This is a genomic window from Candidatus Spongiisocius sp. (assembly GCF_965221825.1).
GTDB lineage: Bacteria > Actinomycetota > Acidimicrobiia > Spongiisociales > Spongiisociaceae > Spongiisocius.
The window spans coordinates 2,544,667-2,559,982 of record NZ_OZ244917.1 but is presented as its reverse complement, the minus strand read 5'-3'; the positions used below and the strand labels follow the sequence as shown (position 1 = coordinate 2,559,982).

15 protein-coding genes are annotated in these 15,316 nt (G+C 66.8%); 7 read left to right on the top strand and 8 right to left on the bottom strand.

All coding sequences use genetic code 11. From position 1 onward, the window contains the following. Positions 1 to 340: 340 nt before the first annotated feature. Positions 341 to 1,219 (bottom strand): LysR family transcriptional regulator, encoded by an 879-nt coding sequence (locus ACOQPD_RS11995; RefSeq protein ID WP_420612190.1) that lies wholly within the window; start codon positions 1,217 to 1,219, stop codon positions 341 to 343. Between the two features lie 108 nt (positions 1,220 to 1,327). Here ACOQPD_RS11995 and ACOQPD_RS11990 point away from each other — a divergent pair, with 108 nt between their 5' ends. After that, positions 1,328 to 2,395, top strand: a complete 1,068-nt coding sequence (locus ACOQPD_RS11990) for an inositol-3-phosphate synthase (RefSeq protein WP_420612189.1) — start codon at positions 1,328 to 1,330, stop codon at positions 2,393 to 2,395. 51 nt (positions 2,396 to 2,446) lie between these two features. Here ACOQPD_RS11990 and ACOQPD_RS11985 read toward each other — a convergent pair whose 3' ends face one another. Beyond that, positions 2,447 to 4,771 (bottom strand): molybdopterin-dependent oxidoreductase, encoded by a 2,325-nt coding sequence (locus ACOQPD_RS11985; RefSeq protein ID WP_420612188.1) that lies wholly within the window; start codon positions 4,769 to 4,771, stop codon positions 2,447 to 2,449. 646 nt (positions 4,772 to 5,417) lie between these two features. Here ACOQPD_RS11985 and ACOQPD_RS11980 point away from each other — a divergent pair. The 3 genes from ACOQPD_RS11980 to add are packed head-to-tail and all read left to right on the top strand — an operon-like array spanning position 5,418 to position 7,789. Next, entirely contained in the window at positions 5,418 to 5,843 is a 426-nt protein-coding gene (locus tag ACOQPD_RS11980) for a DUF2335 domain-containing protein (protein ID WP_420612187.1), read from the top strand. Positions 5,844 to 5,877: 34 nt separating this feature from the next. After that, on the top strand, positions 5,878 to 6,666 hold the full coding sequence (locus ACOQPD_RS11975) for a nucleoside phosphorylase (RefSeq protein WP_420612186.1): 789 nt from the start codon (positions 5,878 to 5,880) through the stop codon (positions 6,664 to 6,666). A gap of 13 nt (positions 6,667 to 6,679) precedes the next feature. Continuing rightward, positions 6,680 to 7,789, top strand: a complete 1,110-nt coding sequence (add, locus tag ACOQPD_RS11970) for an adenosine deaminase (RefSeq protein WP_420612185.1) — start codon at positions 6,680 to 6,682, stop codon at positions 7,787 to 7,789. A gap of 21 nt (positions 7,790 to 7,810) precedes the next feature. On the opposite strand, the gene ACOQPD_RS11965 is transcribed toward add, so the two are convergent. From ACOQPD_RS11965 to ACOQPD_RS11955, 3 genes are read right to left on the bottom strand one after another with little or no spacing between them, the layout of a single operon-like run. Beyond that, positions 7,811 to 9,004, bottom strand: a complete 1,194-nt coding sequence (locus ACOQPD_RS11965) for an acetate/propionate family kinase (RefSeq protein ID WP_420612184.1) — start codon at positions 9,002 to 9,004, stop codon at positions 7,811 to 7,813. A 36-nt stretch (positions 9,005 to 9,040) separates the two neighbouring features. Then, positions 9,041 to 9,565: a UGSC family (seleno)protein gene (locus ACOQPD_RS11960; RefSeq protein WP_420612183.1), complete on the bottom strand. Its 525-nt coding sequence runs from the start codon at positions 9,563 to 9,565 to the stop codon at positions 9,041 to 9,043. A 13-nt stretch (positions 9,566 to 9,578) separates the two neighbouring features. After that, the gene (locus tag ACOQPD_RS11955; RefSeq protein ID WP_420612182.1) at positions 9,579 to 11,018 is read right to left on the bottom strand and encodes a thioredoxin; all 1,440 of its coding nucleotides are present in this window, start codon (positions 11,016 to 11,018) and stop codon (positions 9,579 to 9,581) included. An 814-nt stretch (positions 11,019 to 11,832) separates the two neighbouring features. On the opposite strand from ACOQPD_RS11955, the gene ACOQPD_RS11950 reads away from it, so the two are divergent. Beyond that, positions 11,833 to 12,975 carry an amino acid ABC transporter substrate-binding protein gene (locus ACOQPD_RS11950; protein ID WP_420612181.1) on the top strand — a complete coding sequence of 381 codons (1,143 nt, stop codon included), beginning with the start codon at positions 11,833 to 11,835 and terminating at the stop codon, positions 12,973 to 12,975. Between the two features lie 40 nt (positions 12,976 to 13,015). On the opposite strand, the gene ACOQPD_RS11945 is transcribed toward ACOQPD_RS11950, so the two are convergent. Together ACOQPD_RS11945 and ACOQPD_RS11940 are read right to left on the bottom strand one after the other, a co-directional pair. Next, on the bottom strand, positions 13,016 to 13,441 hold the full coding sequence (locus tag ACOQPD_RS11945) for a type II toxin-antitoxin system VapC family toxin (protein WP_420612180.1): 426 nt from the start codon (positions 13,439 to 13,441) through the stop codon (positions 13,016 to 13,018). Beyond that, on the bottom strand, positions 13,438 to 13,674 hold the full coding sequence (locus tag ACOQPD_RS11940) for a type II toxin-antitoxin system Phd/YefM family antitoxin (RefSeq protein WP_420612179.1): 237 nt from the start codon (positions 13,672 to 13,674) through the stop codon (positions 13,438 to 13,440). The genes ACOQPD_RS11945 and ACOQPD_RS11940 overlap by 4 nt, the downstream gene beginning before the upstream one ends. 126 nt (positions 13,675 to 13,800) lie before the next feature. Here ACOQPD_RS11940 and ACOQPD_RS11935 point away from each other — a divergent pair, with 126 nt between their 5' ends. Then, positions 13,801 to 13,977, top strand: coding sequence for a YdeI/OmpD-associated family protein (locus ACOQPD_RS11935; RefSeq protein WP_420612178.1), 177 nt, complete (start codon positions 13,801 to 13,803; stop codon positions 13,975 to 13,977). 55 nt (positions 13,978 to 14,032) lie between these two features. Continuing rightward, complete coding sequence (locus tag ACOQPD_RS11930) at positions 14,033 to 14,845, top strand: class I SAM-dependent methyltransferase (RefSeq protein ID WP_420612177.1); 813 nt, start codon at positions 14,033 to 14,035, stop codon at positions 14,843 to 14,845. 5 nt (positions 14,846 to 14,850) lie between these two features. Here the strand turns inward: ACOQPD_RS11930 and ACOQPD_RS11925 are convergent, their stop codons facing one another. After that, positions 14,851 to 15,213 (bottom strand): hypothetical protein, encoded by a 363-nt coding sequence (locus tag ACOQPD_RS11925; protein WP_420612176.1) that lies wholly within the window; start codon positions 15,211 to 15,213, stop codon positions 14,851 to 14,853. Positions 15,214 to 15,316 lie beyond the last annotated feature (103 nt).

The following is a 15,316-nucleotide window of genomic DNA, read 5'->3' as shown; positions in this document are numbered from 1 at the left end:
CCACCGCTCACCGGCCTTCCCGGACAGGCAACTTTTTTTTCGCGTTCCTCCGGAAAGGGCTTGAAACTGTCACACCCGCGCTATACGTTGCCTATCGCCAAGCACCCGTACCGGCCGATGAGTGAGCAACCGATCGGAGCGGCCGGCCCGAGGGAACATACGAGGCTCATGGAGCGACAGCCGACTCCCGGCACCCAGCCGGGCATGGCCGACCACGCTCCAACAGGTTGGGTGGCGGCGGGGGCGGGGCCCGGTGCGGAGCACCGGTTTTTCGCGAGTCCGGGGCCTCGGTGCGTTCTTGAGGCAGAGAACACCATATACGGTGCCCTGTGCCTCAGGCTCATCTCTCGCCGTCCGGGTTCTCCTCTTTCACGAGTTCGATCAGGCGCGCCGCCCGCGGGTCGAGATCTTCGCCGGACCTCCAGACCGCCTCGATCAGCCGCAGCGCGACCAGCGGTCCTTCCCGCAGGTCGGAGTCCTCCCCAGCCGTCGCCACCTGCCGGGGAAGCACGGTCCGGGCATAACCGAGGACCGCCATCTGGCGGAGCACGGTGGGGTGAGCCGACTCGAGAGCAACCTCGGGGTGGATGCCCAGTTGCGCCAGGCCCTGGTCGATGAGCAGCCGGGTGCGAGAGGCGGCCGGGTAGAGCGCCCAGCCCGCAGGCGTGGCGACCTCCGAGCCTGACATCGAGGAGCCGTCCGGGTCATCCGGCCAGGAGTAGACATGCATCCTCTCGGTGGCGATGGCTTCCGAGTTGTAGCGGGAACCGGCCGGACCGACCACCAGGGCCAGGTCCACCTCGTAGCGGTCGAGCATCGACAGGATCTCCTCCGACTCGGCCACCACCAGTTGGAGATCGATGGCCGGCAACTCCCGCTGCCAGCGGGACAGGCCCGACGGGAGGGTGTAGAGACCGACGGTGTCGATCAACCCCACTCTGATCGAACCGACCTCTCCGCGCTGCCAGCTGTCCAGCCATCGAACCAGGTCACTGGTCTGGCCGATCACCTGGTCCGCGTAGCGCACCACCCGCTGCCCGGCCTTGGTCAACACCCTTCTCCGGCCGTCCTTCCTGAACAGGGGTACTCCGAGCCGCTTGGAGAGCTCAGCCAGCGAATGGGAGAGGGCCGGTTGGCTGATTCCCAGCTCCCAGGCCGCCTCGGTGAACGTCCCGTAGCGGTCCACCGCTTGGAGGTAGTAGAGGCTCCTGAAGTTCAACGGCGCAATATCCATAAGTATCTTCGATGTATTGTAGCAGCCTTATCTATTTGACTGAATAGATACAGGAGCCAGACTCGGCCCATCCGAACCGAGAGGATGTCAAGAGTGGACGAGATACGGGTAGCGATCGTCGGGGTGGGGAACTGTGCGTCATCGCTGGTCCAAGGTGTCGAGTTCTACCGCGACGCCGCCGCGGATGAGACCATTCCGGGCCTGATGCATCCGGTGCTCGGCGACTACGGCATCGACGACATCCGGTTCGTGGCCGCGTTCGATGTGGATGCCCACAAGGTGGGCCAGGACCTGTCCAAGGCGATCTTGGCGGGCGAGAACAACACCATCGCCTTCGCCGATGTCCCCCATCTCGATGTCACCGTGCAACGCGGGCCGACCCTCGACGGCATCGGCGCCTACCTGACCGGCGTGGTGGAGGAATCGGCGGCCGCCGAGGTCGATGTGGCCGAGGAGCTGCGCAGGGCCCGCGCCGACGTGGTGGTCTCCTACCTCCCGGTCGGATCGCAGCACGCCACCGAGTTCTACGCCCGTCAAGCCCTGGAGGCCGGCTGCGCCTTCGTCAACTGCATCCCGGTGTTCATCGCCCGCACCGAGGAATGGGCGGAACGCTTCCGCCGGGCCGGACTGCCGATCGTGGGCGACGACATCAAGTCGCAGGTCGGCGCCACCATCCTGCACCGCACTCTCGTCAACCTCTTCCAGGACCGCGGAGTGAAGGTGGACCGGACCTACCAACTCAATTTCGGCGGGAACACCGACTTCCTCAACATGCTGGAGCGGAGCCGCCTCGTCTCGAAGAAGGAGTCCAAGACCAAGGCGGTCACCAGCCAGATGGAGGCCCGGCTTCCCGTAGACGACATCCATGTGGGCCCCTCGGATCACGTTCCGTGGCTCACCGACCGCAAGTGGGCGCACATCCGCCTCGAGGGAACCGCCTTCGGGAACACCCCCCTCAACGCCGAGGTGAAGCTGGAGGTGTGGGACAGCCCCAACTCGGCCGGGGTGGTGATCGACGCCGTGCGCTGCGCCAAGATCGGCCTGGACCGAGGTATCGCCGGCCCGCTCTACGAGGCCAGCGCCTACTTCATGAAGTCCCCGCCCCGCCAGATGCGGGATGGGGTCGCCCGCGAGGCCCTCGAGGAGTTCATCGCGGGATAGGAGGCCGGGGAGGAGGCAACCTCCTCTGCTTTCTCCCCGGTACCGCTCGATTCACCGGTCTACGGTCAGGATCCCGGGAGGGTCGAAGGCGTGATGGGCCGGGGCCGCTCCCGGCCACCGCTCCACCCGCACCAGGCAGGTCTGGGCGGAGGGTCCCTGGGCCAGGCTCGAGGTCCCGACATCGGCGGTGAGCACGTTGGGGTTACCGTGCAGGCAGGTGCCCTCCAGGTCGTTTCCGGCGCCCGGCGCGTACCAGGCCCCGGTCGCCAGCTGGACCACCCGGCGCCGGATCCGGTCGGTAATGGTCACCCCGGCCAGGCAGGCGCCCCGCTCGTTGAAGACACGGACCACGTCGCCGTCCTCGATGCCCCGCCGGGCGGCGTCGTCAGGATGCATCCGTAGCCGCTCCAGGCCGGCGACCTTCGCTCCACGGCTGTTCGAGCCGTGGTCCAGTTGGCTGTGGAGCCGGGTGGAGGGCTGGTTGGAGATCAGGTGCAGATCGGCCTCGCCGGTCGCTCCTCCCAGCCACTCGCCGGGAGGCATCCAGGCCGGATGCGGCGGGCAGTCCTCGTAGCCGAAACCGGCGATCCGTTCGGAGTAGAGCTCGATCCGGCCGGACGGCGTCGGGAGCGGGTACCGGTCTGGGTCCTCGCGAAACTCCTCCAACAACACGCGCTTCGGCTCCCCGCCCCCCAACCCGCGGTCGATGAAACCGGCCTGCCAGAACTCCTCGAAGGTGGGGCTTCCCGGTTCGCTCCGCCGGTATTCCTCGTACAGGAACCGCACCCAGCCGTCAGCGGTCCGGCCCTCCGAGAAGGCATCCCCGGTACCGAGGCGGGCGGCCAGGGCGCCGAGAATGTCGTGGTCGTCCCTGGCCCCGCCTACCGGCTCGATGACCTTCTTCATAGCGAAGAAATACGGGTCGTTGGGCTTGCCGCCGATGTCGTTCCGCTCCAGGGCGGTGGTGGTGGGCAGCACGATGTCGGCATGCTTGGCGGTGGCGGTCCAGAAGGGCTCGTGGACGATCACCGTCTCGGGACGCTGCCAGGCCCGGCGTAGGCGGTTGAGGTCCTGGTGGTGATGGAAGGGGTTGCCGCCCGCCCAGTAGACAAGGCGGATGTCGGGATAGGTGCGGGTATGGCCGTCGTACTCGTACTCCTCCCCCGGTCCGGCCAGCATGTCGGCAATCCGGGCTACCGGGATGAATGAGTCGGCGACAGGCCGCCCCGGCTTGAAGCGGGGAAGCCACGCCTTGTCGAAGCCGCTGCCGAGGGCCGCCACCGCCCCGTAGCCGATGCCGAAGCCGCCGCCGGGGAGGCCGATCTGCCCGATGGCGGCCGCGAGGGCGATGGCCGCCCAGATGGCGTGCTCGCCATGGTGTGCCCGCTGGAGCGACCAGCTGGCGTTGATCATGGTGCGCCCGGCCACCAGCGACCTGGCCAGCGATCGGATCCGGTCCGGCGGGATTGTGGTTATGGGGCCAGCCCATTCCGGGTCCTTGGGGATCCCGTCGGTGTCGCCGGTGATGTAGGCGGCCAGGGTTTCCCAGCCCACGCAGTACCGCACGACGAAGTCGCGATCGTAGGAGTCTTCCTCGATCAGGGTGTGGATGAGGGCCAGCATCAGGGCGACGTCAGTCCCTGGCCGGATCGGGACCCATTCCGGGTCCACATAGTCGACGACATCGTCGTCGATGGGCGACACGTTCACGAAGCGGGCGCCCCGCTCGGCGCACTTCCGCAACCAGCCCGTAACCTCGTGGCGCCCCACCCCGCCGTAGTCCACCTGGCTGTTCTTCACCGGAATGCCTCCGAAGGCCACCATAAGATCGGTCTCGGCGGCGATCACGTCCCACGAGGTGTGGACCTTCTCGAGCGCCCACCACCGGGTCCCGACCACGTGCGGAAGGATGACCTCGGCCGCCGCCAGGCTGTAGGTGTTGACCGAGTAGGTGTAGCCGCCGATGGAGTTGAGGAAGCGGTGGAGCTGGCTCTGGGCATGGTGGAAGCGCCCTGCGCTGGCCCAGCCGTAGGAACCGGCGTAGATGGCCTGGTTGCCGTGCTCGTCCCGAACCCGGTCGAGCTCACCGGCTACCAGGTCGAGGGCCTGATCCCAACCGACCTCCACGAAGCGCTCCCGGCCGCGCAGATGCGTGGAGGCTCCCGGGCCAGACTCCAGCCAGCTCTCCCTGACCGACGGCCTGCCGACCCGGCACTGCCCGACGTCGGCCAGCGAACTGCCTATCGGAGACGGATCGGGATCGTGCGCGAACGGCCGAACCGCCCGGATCTCACCGCCTGAGGTCTCGATCTCGTACGCGCCCCAGTGGGTCAGCGTCAGGCTCGAGGCGCCGCTATCCACGTTGGGAGTAGTCATGACCCCGGGATTGTACGAGATGAGCAGTCCGCCGGCATCGAGGATGAGCTGACCGGTCCGGGCCGGTTGCCGGCCGGTTGCTGGTCGGTGATCAGGAGCCCGACCCACCCGGTCACTCGCCAAGGTACAGGACGGCCTGCGGAAACGGGTAGTAACGTGCCGATAATCTGTGTACGCACCGACCGCCATGCTGCCCGCGGCGCCTAACCAGTCGCCCTGCTGGACAAACCGCGGCGTCGATCGACCACAAGTTCAAACTCGCGAAAAATCATGCTTCTACATTGTGAAAGGATGACTACCATATGCGGCGTTCCGCCGTACCGATCAAGTGATCCATCCGAGCACCCAGCTTCGGCAATCAAGGTATTGTGCAACCGAGCAAGCGACCAGGAGCCCAGCCCAGCATGAACGCTCTTGACCGTCTACGCCGTTCCCGCCCCAAGAACTGGTCACCATACCTGTGCGGGATAGCATCGATCTTCGACTTCACCGGTATCCTCGGTCCCCGGTACAAGTCGCCGTCGGACCCTCAGAAGGCTGCCGCTGCGATGATGGCACGTAGTTGGCAGGCTGTGGGAGATGCCCTGCGGGAAGCGATCGGACACCATCAGCCTGAAGCACACTCGCGTAGCGGGCGGGCGATTTGATGAATGGCTCCGTCGGCGACGGTGACCTGGTACCCGACGAGAGCTCTCAAGCGGACATCCAACCACCCGGCGATAAAGATCTGGCTTTCCAAGAGTTTGAGGCTGTCCGGTTTATCGGTCCGCTTCCTCCACCTGAAGTGCTTAGCCAGTATGAGGGGGTGTTGCCAGGGCTTGCTGATCGTATCGTTGCGATGGCTGAGTCCAATACAGCCCACATTCAGAGACTGGACCAGGAGACTCTGAAGCATGACTCCTTACGATCGTTCGCCGGGTTAACTGCTGGTTTCATCATCACAATAATCTTTGGAATTATTGCCTATCGGTTAATCATTGAAGGTCATACCGTCCCAGGTCTTGTGCTTGGCTCTATTGAGCTAGTTGCTCTCGTTACCGTATTCGTGCTTGGACGCCGTCCGAGCGTGTGACCGGAACCGGGCACGGCGAAGGCATAGACCACCCATGGGCACTTTCGACAAGTCGGCCGTCGACAAGGATGCCCGGCAGTACGCCACCCGGATCAGGCGTGGAGAGGTGGGCCGCTACGTGCTCCTGCCGGGGGACCCGGCCCGGGTCGACCGGATCGCAAACCATCTCGACGATGTCGGACCGGTGGCGGATAGCCGGGAGTTCCGGACGATCACCGGCAGGTACCGGGGCATCGAGATCAGCGCCATGTCCACCGGTGTCGGATGCCCCTCCGCCTCCATCGCCGCCGAAGAGCTGGTGAACGCCGGCGCCACCCACCTCATCCGGGTGGGCAGCACCGCCGGCATCCAGCCCGGAATCAGGACGGGAGACATCGTCATCAATACCGGGGTGCTGCGCAATGACGGGACGTCCCGGGCCTACGTACCGGATACCTACCCGGCAGTGGCCGACCATTTCCTGGTCCACGCCCTCATCGAGGCGGCCCGCGAGCGGCGGGAGCAGGCGGGCTTCGGCCTGCACATCGGCCTGGGCGTCTGTGACGACGCCTTCTACGCGGAGACGCCCGAGTGGATCGAGCGCCATGCGAGGCTCGGACTGCTGAACATCGAGATGGAGAGCTCGGCCATCCTCACTGTGGCGCAGCTTCGCGGAGCCCATGCGGCGATGGTGTGCGGCGTGTCCGGGAGCCTGGTGGAGGCCGACTTCGACTACGACCGCGGGGAACACGGCAACCGGCGTCTCGTGGATGCCTGGGAGAACGCGATCGCCATCGCCCTGGAGGCGGTCGTCAGGTACGACGCGGAGCACTCCGCTCCGTAGGTGGCGTGAGGCGTTGAGCGAGCGAGCGGCGGCCCCCGACCTGGACCGCTTGATTGCGGAGATGCCCAAGGCCGAGCTGCATATTCACCTCGAGTCGACCACGCAGCCGTCCACCGCCGTCGAGCTGGCCGGGCGGCACGACCTCGCCCACACCCTTCCCACCACCGATCCGGACCGCCTCTCCGAGTGGTTCGAGTTCCGGAACTTCGCCGACTTCATACGGGTGATCAAGGCCATCCAGAACCTGATCCGGACGCCCGACGACTTTGCCCTGGTCACCTACCAGGCCGGCGCCGACATGGCCGTGCAGAACATCCGCTACCGCGAGCTGACCGTCTCCCCGTACAACCACACCCACATATTCGACAAGGGGCTCGCCTTCCGGGACATCCTCGACGGTCTGGAGGAGGGGCGGCGGAGCGTCCAGGAGGACTTCGGTGTCGAGATCCGGTGGGTGTTCGACATCGCTAGGAACTTCTGCTTCACGGGCCCGGGCGGGTCATACGACCCGGCGCCCGCCGAGACAACCCTCCGCTACGCCCTCGCCGGGATGGAGCACGGGGTGGTCGGGCTGGGGATCGGAGGCGACGAGGATGGGGCTCCGCCCGAACCCTTCGCTCATGCATTCGGCCAGGCCAGACAAGCCGGCCTTCGAAGCGTGCCTCACGCCGGGGAGTCCCTCGAATCGTGGGCCGCGGACCATGTCCGGGGGTCGGTCGAGACGCTGGGAGCGGACCGCATCGGTCACGGCATAGGAGCGATCAGGGACCCACACCTGCTGGCGGTGCTGGCGGACCGGGCCATACCGCTCGAGGTGTGCCCCACCAGCAACCTGCGAACCCGCGCGTGCGAACGCATCGCCCTGCACCCGTTCCCCCATCTCGACGGGATGGGACTGACCCTCACCCTGAACAGCGACGGCCCTCCCCTGTTCGGCGCCACGCTGAACGACGAGTACCGCCTCCTGGCCGACGAGTTCGGTTACGGCCCCGAGGACCTCGTGCGGATCGCCCGCAACGGCTTCAACGCCGCCCTGTGCGAACCCGCCCTGCGCCGGTCGCTGCTCGAGGAGTTCGATGCATGGACCGCCGAGCACGGATTGGGAGCGACCTCCGCGAGCTGATCCGGCGCTCGGAGGCCCCTCTCAGGACTGGTGGGCGCTGACGAGACGGGCGGTGTCCGTAGCTATCAGGGACTCCTCGTCGGTGGGGATCACCCATATGTCCGTGGAACTTCCGTCCGTGGAGATCCGCCTCTCCCCCTCGCCACGGTTACGGGAGGGATCCACGACCAGACCCAGCGTCTCCAGACCGCTGAGGACCAGACTGCGGACCTCGTGGCTGTTCTGCCCGATGCCGCCGGAGAAGATCACTCCGTCGCACGGCGCGACCTGCACCATGAATGCGCCCAGATACCGGCGGACCCGGTGGGCGAAGACCTCCACCGCCAGGGCGGCGGCTCGGTCGCCGGCACGGGCGCGGCCGGCAACCAGGCGGAAGTCGGACGATATCCCGCTCAGGCCGAGCAAGCCCCCTTCGCGGAGCAGACCTCGCCGGATCTCGGATGCGGGCACACCCGCCTCCATGAGGTGGAACACCACCGCCGGATCGATGTCGCCGCTCCTGGTTCCCATGACGAGCCCCTCCAACGGCGTCATACCCATGGACGTGTCCACCGCCTTCCCGTCCCGGATCGCGCATGCCGAGGCTCCGGCGCCGAGATGGAGGGTCACCAGGTTGGGCCGGGGGTTGCCGAGCAACCGGGCTGCTCGCTCTGCCAGGTACCGGTGGCTGATCCCGTGGAACCCGTAACGCCTCACCCCGAAGTCCCGCCACCAGTGCTCGGGCACCGCGTACCGGTAGGCGTGGGGAGGGAGCGTGGTGAAGTAAGCGGTGTCGAACACCGCCACCCCGACCGCTCCCGGCAGGAGCTCGCGCGCGGCCCGGATTCCCGCCAGGTTGGCCGGGTTGTGGAGCGGGGCCAGCGCGCCCAGGGACTCGACTGCCTCGATGACCGAGCTGTCGATCACCACGGACTCGGAGAAACGGTCGCCTCCATGCACGACCCGGTGGCCCACCCCGGCGATCTCGGCCGGGTCGCTGATCGGCGGTGGATTTCCCCACTCAGCGAGAGCCTTAACGATCGCAGCCACCCCCTGCCGGTAGTCGCCGACCTCCGGCTCTGCTTCGAACTCCTGATCACCCAGGGGGTGGAGGTGTCGGGGCCGTTCCCCACCGACCCCTTCGATGATGCCGCCCGCGAGGAGGTTGTCTGCCGCCCGCCCGTACAGCTTGTACTTGATCGACGAGCTGCCGCAGTTGATGACCAGTACCGCCACCTCGTCCCCTTACGCGTGCTCCGGGGAGCAGCGACCCTAGGAGTGTTGTCCGGCCGTCAACGCGTCGAGGATCTCAGGAAGGGCCGCTTCGGCGAGAGCCCGCATCTCCTCGTCGGTGCGCTGCTGGATCGGATGGACCGTGAGCACCCGCCGGGGGTGCATCCCCAGGGCCCGGCCCTGGGCGTCGGCCGCATGCGCGAAGCGGTCCGAGGCCACGAAGACGCCCGGCAAGCCCAGGTCTTCCAGATCCACTATGTCATGCACACTGCACGACGCGCAGGAGCCTCAGTCGGCCAGGGCTTCGATCACCGCTCCGCACTCGGCGGCGATCTGGCGGCGCAGGTCGAGCGGCGCCGGCTTGGAGAAGGTGGGCTTGCGGTAGTGCCGCACTGCCACCCCCATCCCGGTCAGCAGTTCGTCCAGCCTCTGGATGAACACGTCACCGCGAGGCTTGGAGATGTCCAGCAAGGCGACCGTGCTGCCCGCCAGGCCGGCGGGACGGGTGCTCAGCGGCCGCTCCCCGGTGGCTCTCTCGCTCGTCGGGTCGAGCAATAGTGTCATCTGTCACCCCTAACTAGTCGATCGCCACGGTGGTCATCTCCGAGCTGGCCCTGCCACCGATCCAGCCCGAGATTATCGCCGAGAACCCTCCGGCGCCCCCGCCCGCGTGGACGAACCACAGACCCTCGGGGCCGAATTTCGGGATCTCCTCCTGCCGGTCCGCCAGCCAGGCCGGGATGCCTTCGGCCGTCCCGCCGGCTCCGGCCACCATCTCCGCGGTGGGGAGCCTGAGCAGCGATTGGAGCTCCTCGCGCAGACGGTCCTTCGTCCATCCCGCCCGCCGGAAGAGCCGCGCATGCTCGGGAGAGACGACGACGATCGCTTCAGGCATTCCCGCCAGCTTCGGGTGCGCGACCATCCGCAGCTGCAGCGCGAAGGTAGTGGCGAGCGATTCGGGGGCACGGGACTTCTGGTCGACCACCTCGATCGGTCCGTGCGCGGCGAAGAGCGTGACCGTGGACTCCTCGGCCGAGAAGCCCCTTTCTGTGGCCAGAGACTCCCAGGGGGAGCCCTCCTCGTCCTCCGGGAAGCAGAACGAGAGCTTGCTCGGGCTGCCGAAAGTCGCCTGATCCACGCCGCCGGGGCGGGCGCCGCCCACGTTACGGACCACCAGGTTGAGGGCTCGCCCGATGGTGAGGTTGGCCCGGTTGCCCTGACCGAGCACGTTGACCCCCGAATTCATCCCGATCCGCCCCCGCACCGGCCCGTTGACGATCAGTACCGGCCCGGAGAAATAGGTGGTGGCCGACACCCCGTGGATGTTGAAACCGCGACCGGCCGCCGCCTCCATCGCCGCCAGCACCACCGGCAGGTATTCGGGCCGGCAACCGGCCATCACCGCGTTGATCGCCACCTTCTCCACGGTGCATTCGGCGAGATCGGGCGCGAGGGTACAGAGCACGTGGTTGGGAGCCAGATCGGTGCCCTCCAGCATCCTCGCTACGCGCTCCTCGGTCGGAGGAACGACCGGAAGGCCGTCCGTCCATCCCCGGGCGAAGGCGGCTTCGAACGGGTCCTCGGCGGTCCCCAACTCGACCCGCCGCGACGACAGGGGGTAGGGCGAATGGCGCCCGAGAAGGCGCTGGTAGGTGTCGGGGAGCATCGTGTCGGATCCGCATCCGGGCCGGTGTTCGGGAAGGCCGGCCCCCAGATCGGTCAGCCCGGTCACCCGCTCCCATCCGTCCCGGTCCCACCCGGGCTGTTCGTCGACCGCCTCGCCGCCCTCGATCCGGTAGACGGTGGGAGTCGTCTCGGTGCCGAGATGCCACGAGATGTCCAGTTCCCGGTCGTGGACCACCTCGAATCCCTCCGGAAACCCGGCCCGGTCCTGGGAGACCACCGCCAGGAACTCCTCCCCCTCGGCAAGCTCACCCAGCACCGGCACCACCAGATGGCACGTCTCGCAGTCGTCCTTGACCACCACCAACAGCCCGTCAGTGATGGGAAGGCTCATAGGTCATCCGTGAGTTGCGACACGGCCCAGCGTAGCCACCCTCCCAAACGCCGCCCCGGCCCTGTCGTTACGATGTTGCCATGAGAACAGACACCAATCCTCCCGATCACATGCCCGACATCGCCAAGCAACGTTTGTCTCCTCCCGGTGATGTCGAATCGATCTGTGCCATGGTCGAAGGACCGTCCTTTGACATAGCACACGGCGGCAGAAGCATCATTGAAGAGGCCACCAGTCGCCTCGTCTCCGATAGGAGTGATCTAACTGTCGAAGCGGGCCGGCCGAGCAGTCCGAGCCCCAGTTGAACCTCCGCTGGCGAGTGCGGGTTCGGGGGTCGTAACCGCTTGCGCCGGCCGATCCTGGATGTCGGCCAGAAACGAGATATCCCGATCCCCATCGCCTGCGCGCCGATGAAAAGGAGCAACACCACGCGTGGGAAGCGGTAGCAATCGGTGTTCATCCGGGCAGGTTAGGTGGGAACGGCCAGGGCTCTGCGGGCATGCGGAGTCCGACGTTAAGTGGGATCATCCCGCCGCCGAAACATGGCGAGCGCTTTGGAGGGGACAAGATCGCGCGGTGGGATACTCTTCAATCTGCATACGATACGTGGTTCAATTCGCGCACGTTATGACGCTCATTCTGCTCAAGTACCAGCTGTGATCCTGCTGACGATGCCAGGCCGTTCCGGCAATCTGGCAAACCGGCAGCACGATCAGTCGCCGCTCACAACCCGACCCACCACCAGATGCATCGGTATGATCGCCTCCGGTTCAGGCATGGGGGTCGGTACATGAGGGGGAGAAGCTTCCGGGCAGTGATACAACGGAGCGTTCCGCTCCTCTGCGTGCTGGCCCTTACGTTGGCCGCGTGCGGGGGAGGCGAGGAAGCCACGACCACACCCGGCGAGGCCGTAGTCACGTCGGGGGTCGAGGAAATCACGGCCGACGCGGAAGTCACGGTGGCCACGCCGTCCGCCGGAGGGACCCTGTCCCGGATCCGGGACCGTGGGGCCTTGCGTTGCGGCGTGACCGACAGCGCCATCGGCTTCGCCGAACCTCAGGAGGACGGATCCTTCACGGGCTTCGATGCCGACTTCTGCCGTGCCCTGGCCGCGGCGGTTCTCGGCGACGCCGGCGCCGTCGAGTTCGTCGGCACGACTTCCGCGGAACGGTTCACGGTGCTGGCATCGGGCGGAGTCGACGTGCTGTTCCGCACCACGACCTGGACCCAGAGCCGCGACACCGAACTCGGCGGCGACTTCGGTCCCACCACCTTCTATGACGGCCAGTTGATCATGGGCAAGGCCGAACTCGGGTTCACCGACGCGTCGACGCTGGCCGACATCGATGGCGCCCGCATCTGCTCCAACGCGGGCACGACCACCGAGAAGAACATCACCGAAGGCGCTCGTGAGATCGGCGCAGACATCGAGCTGGTGACAGTGGAAGGCACCCCGGAGGCCATGGAGCTGTTCCGGGGAGGTTCGTGCGACATCGTGACGTCTGACGGATCGCGCCTCTTCGGTGAGCGTTACGCGGCGCTGGGAACCGGCGAGATCGGGGAGGACGAGTGGATCATCTTCCCGAGGTCGCCGATCTCAAAGGAGCCGCTCAGTCCCATGTACCGGCAGAACGACAGCCAGTGGGCCGACATCATCAACTGGACGGTCTACGCGCTGATCATCGCCGACGAGAAGGGGATCACCTCCACCAACATCGACGACATGGTCGCCGACCCGCCCGATCCCGAGGCGGGCCGCTTGCTCGGCGTCGGCGAGGACGAGCTCCAGACCAAGATGGGTCTCGCGCCGGACGCCTTCGCGCAGGCGATCCGGCAGGTCGGGAACTACGACGAGATCTACACCCGGAACCTGGGCCCGCTCGGCTTCGACCGAACCGGCTCTGTCAACGCCCGCTGGACCGAAGGCGGCCTGATCTACGCACCCCCGGCGCGCTGACCTCGGAACTCCTGACCAGACTGCGGCAGGGTGGCGTGGTTCAGGAACGGTAAGGGTGCGGGACCGGAATCACCTCCAAGCCCTCGATAGACGCGAAATCATCCGGATTGGCGGTGTAGAGCGGAAGCCCGTTGGCGATCGCGGTGGCGGCGATCAAGGCGTCGTAGGCGCGGGCCGAAGTCTTCCGGCCGGCTCGGCGGAGGTCAGAGGCGACCCGGCCGAACGCCCTCGCGGCCGCCTGGTCGAAGGGAATCGCGTCGAAGTCGGCTTCGGCCTGCTGTAGATATGCTTGGCGACGGGCTCCCTCCGCCTCGGTAGGAGCAACCAGAGGACCCGCGGAGAGCTCGGCAAGGGTTATCGCGGTGATCATGGGCTGGGACGGCAGCGTCCCGGAATCTGTAATGCCGGGCAGCAGGATCACGGTGCTCGTGTCGAGGATTCCCGGACCGCGCTCAACAGAGGTCATAGGGACGGGTCGACATTCCGATCGATATCGTGCCGGAGAGCATCCGGGTCGATCCGGGGTAAGTTGCGCCACCGCGACAGCAGCGTTGCCGGGTCCGGCCCTCTACGTGTCAGTGGGCGGAGTTCCGCCACCGGACGGCCGGACCGGGTCACGGTCAGGCGCTCACCCGCCTGCACGCGATCCACGACCGTGCCCCCGTGGTTACGGAGCTGGCGGATAGAAACCTCAGCCATAGCGCCAGTGTATCACGCGTGATACACCAAAGCCCGGCTACTAGGGAGGCTTCCTTTCCGGTCGGCATACCAACTCCCCCCGAGAACCTCACCAACCCCTAGCCTCCCGGTGTGGATACGGGAACCATGGAGACACCGGACGATCTCGCCGCCGCGCTCGAAGCGCATCCGGATGCCGGCATCGCATACCGCAAGCTACCCCCGAGCCACCGGCGCGGGTACCTGGAATGGATCAACGAGGCGAGACGCCCCGAGACACGGCGGAGGAGAATCGACAAAGCGATCGGGATGCTGGGTGGCTGACGTGCTGCCGTACGCCGAGAAGTAACCTCTGGGCGAGGATTCTCCGGGGGAGGTGATGATCGAGAGGCCTGAGAGCGAACGGTATACCCACGGGTACCACGAGGCCATCGTGAGCACCTATGCCCAGCGTACGGCCGAGGAGTGTGCCGCCTTCCTGCTGCCGCACTTGCGTGCTGATGCGGTGGTGCTCGACATGGGTTCGGGGCCGGGGACGATAACTGCCGGGGTGGCCCGACGGGTAGGGCGGGTGATCGGCCTGGACGCCTCCGAGGAGATGGTGGATGCGGGTCGCAGCCTGGTGAAGGACCACGGGATCGACAATGCGACCTTCCGGCTCGGTTCGGCCTATGACCTCCCCTGGAGGGATGGCTACTTTGATGTGGTCTACGCCCACCAGTTGCTCCAGCATCTCGCCGAACCCGTCCGGGCATTGCGAGAAGCTCGCCGGGTCCTCAAGGCCGGGGGACTGCTCGCGGTACGCGACGCCGACTACGGGACGATGGCGTTCTTCCCCACGGATCCGGCTCTCGTGCGGTGGCACGAGTTGTATCACGAGGTGACGGCGGCCAACGGCGGCGAGGCCGACGCAGGGCGCTTCCTCCTGTCCTGGGTAATGAGGGCGGGGTTCGCCGACCCGGTCGTAACAACACGGACCACGACCTACGCCTCTCCTGACGGACGCCTCGCCTGGGGCGGCCTGTGGGAGCTGCGTGTCATCGAGAGCGACTTCGCCGACCACGCGACCAGGAACGGGTTGGCGACACGCGCCGAACTGGTCGAGATATCCGCCGCCTTCCGGCGCTGGACCGGCCAGCCGAACGCCTTCTGGGCATTCCTCAACACCGAGGTACTGGCGGTCAGGCCGTGATCTTCCTACTCCGTATTCCTGCGGAGTTCTATCTCGAGGTGGTCCAGGAACCCGGCCGGATCCTTGCGCAGGGTCGCGATCAACTCCCGATCGGCGGCCAGGCGCCAGGTTCCCTCATCCCCCACCAGCACTGCCGGTAGGGACCCGGCCGCGGCCAGCTGTGACTCGGTCGCCACGTCCCGGTGGATCAACTCGATCGGCACGGAGCTAGCCCGGCAGGCCTCGCGCCACGACCGCTTCCCGAAGGCGTTCCAACCGTGGGTCAATTCGCAGAGACCGCAGTCGCTCCGGCCCAGGACCTTGTCCGCGGCGTAGCGCAGTTCACCCGCCAGCCCGCCGTCCGCGTTGTAGATCCCGACAACCCTCACGCGGCCACCTCATCCATACGAAGCCCCACTCGAAGGATCAACAGCCCCACCCGCGTCCCACGACGGCTCGCCGAGGGCTCACCAACCCCAACAACTATCCAGC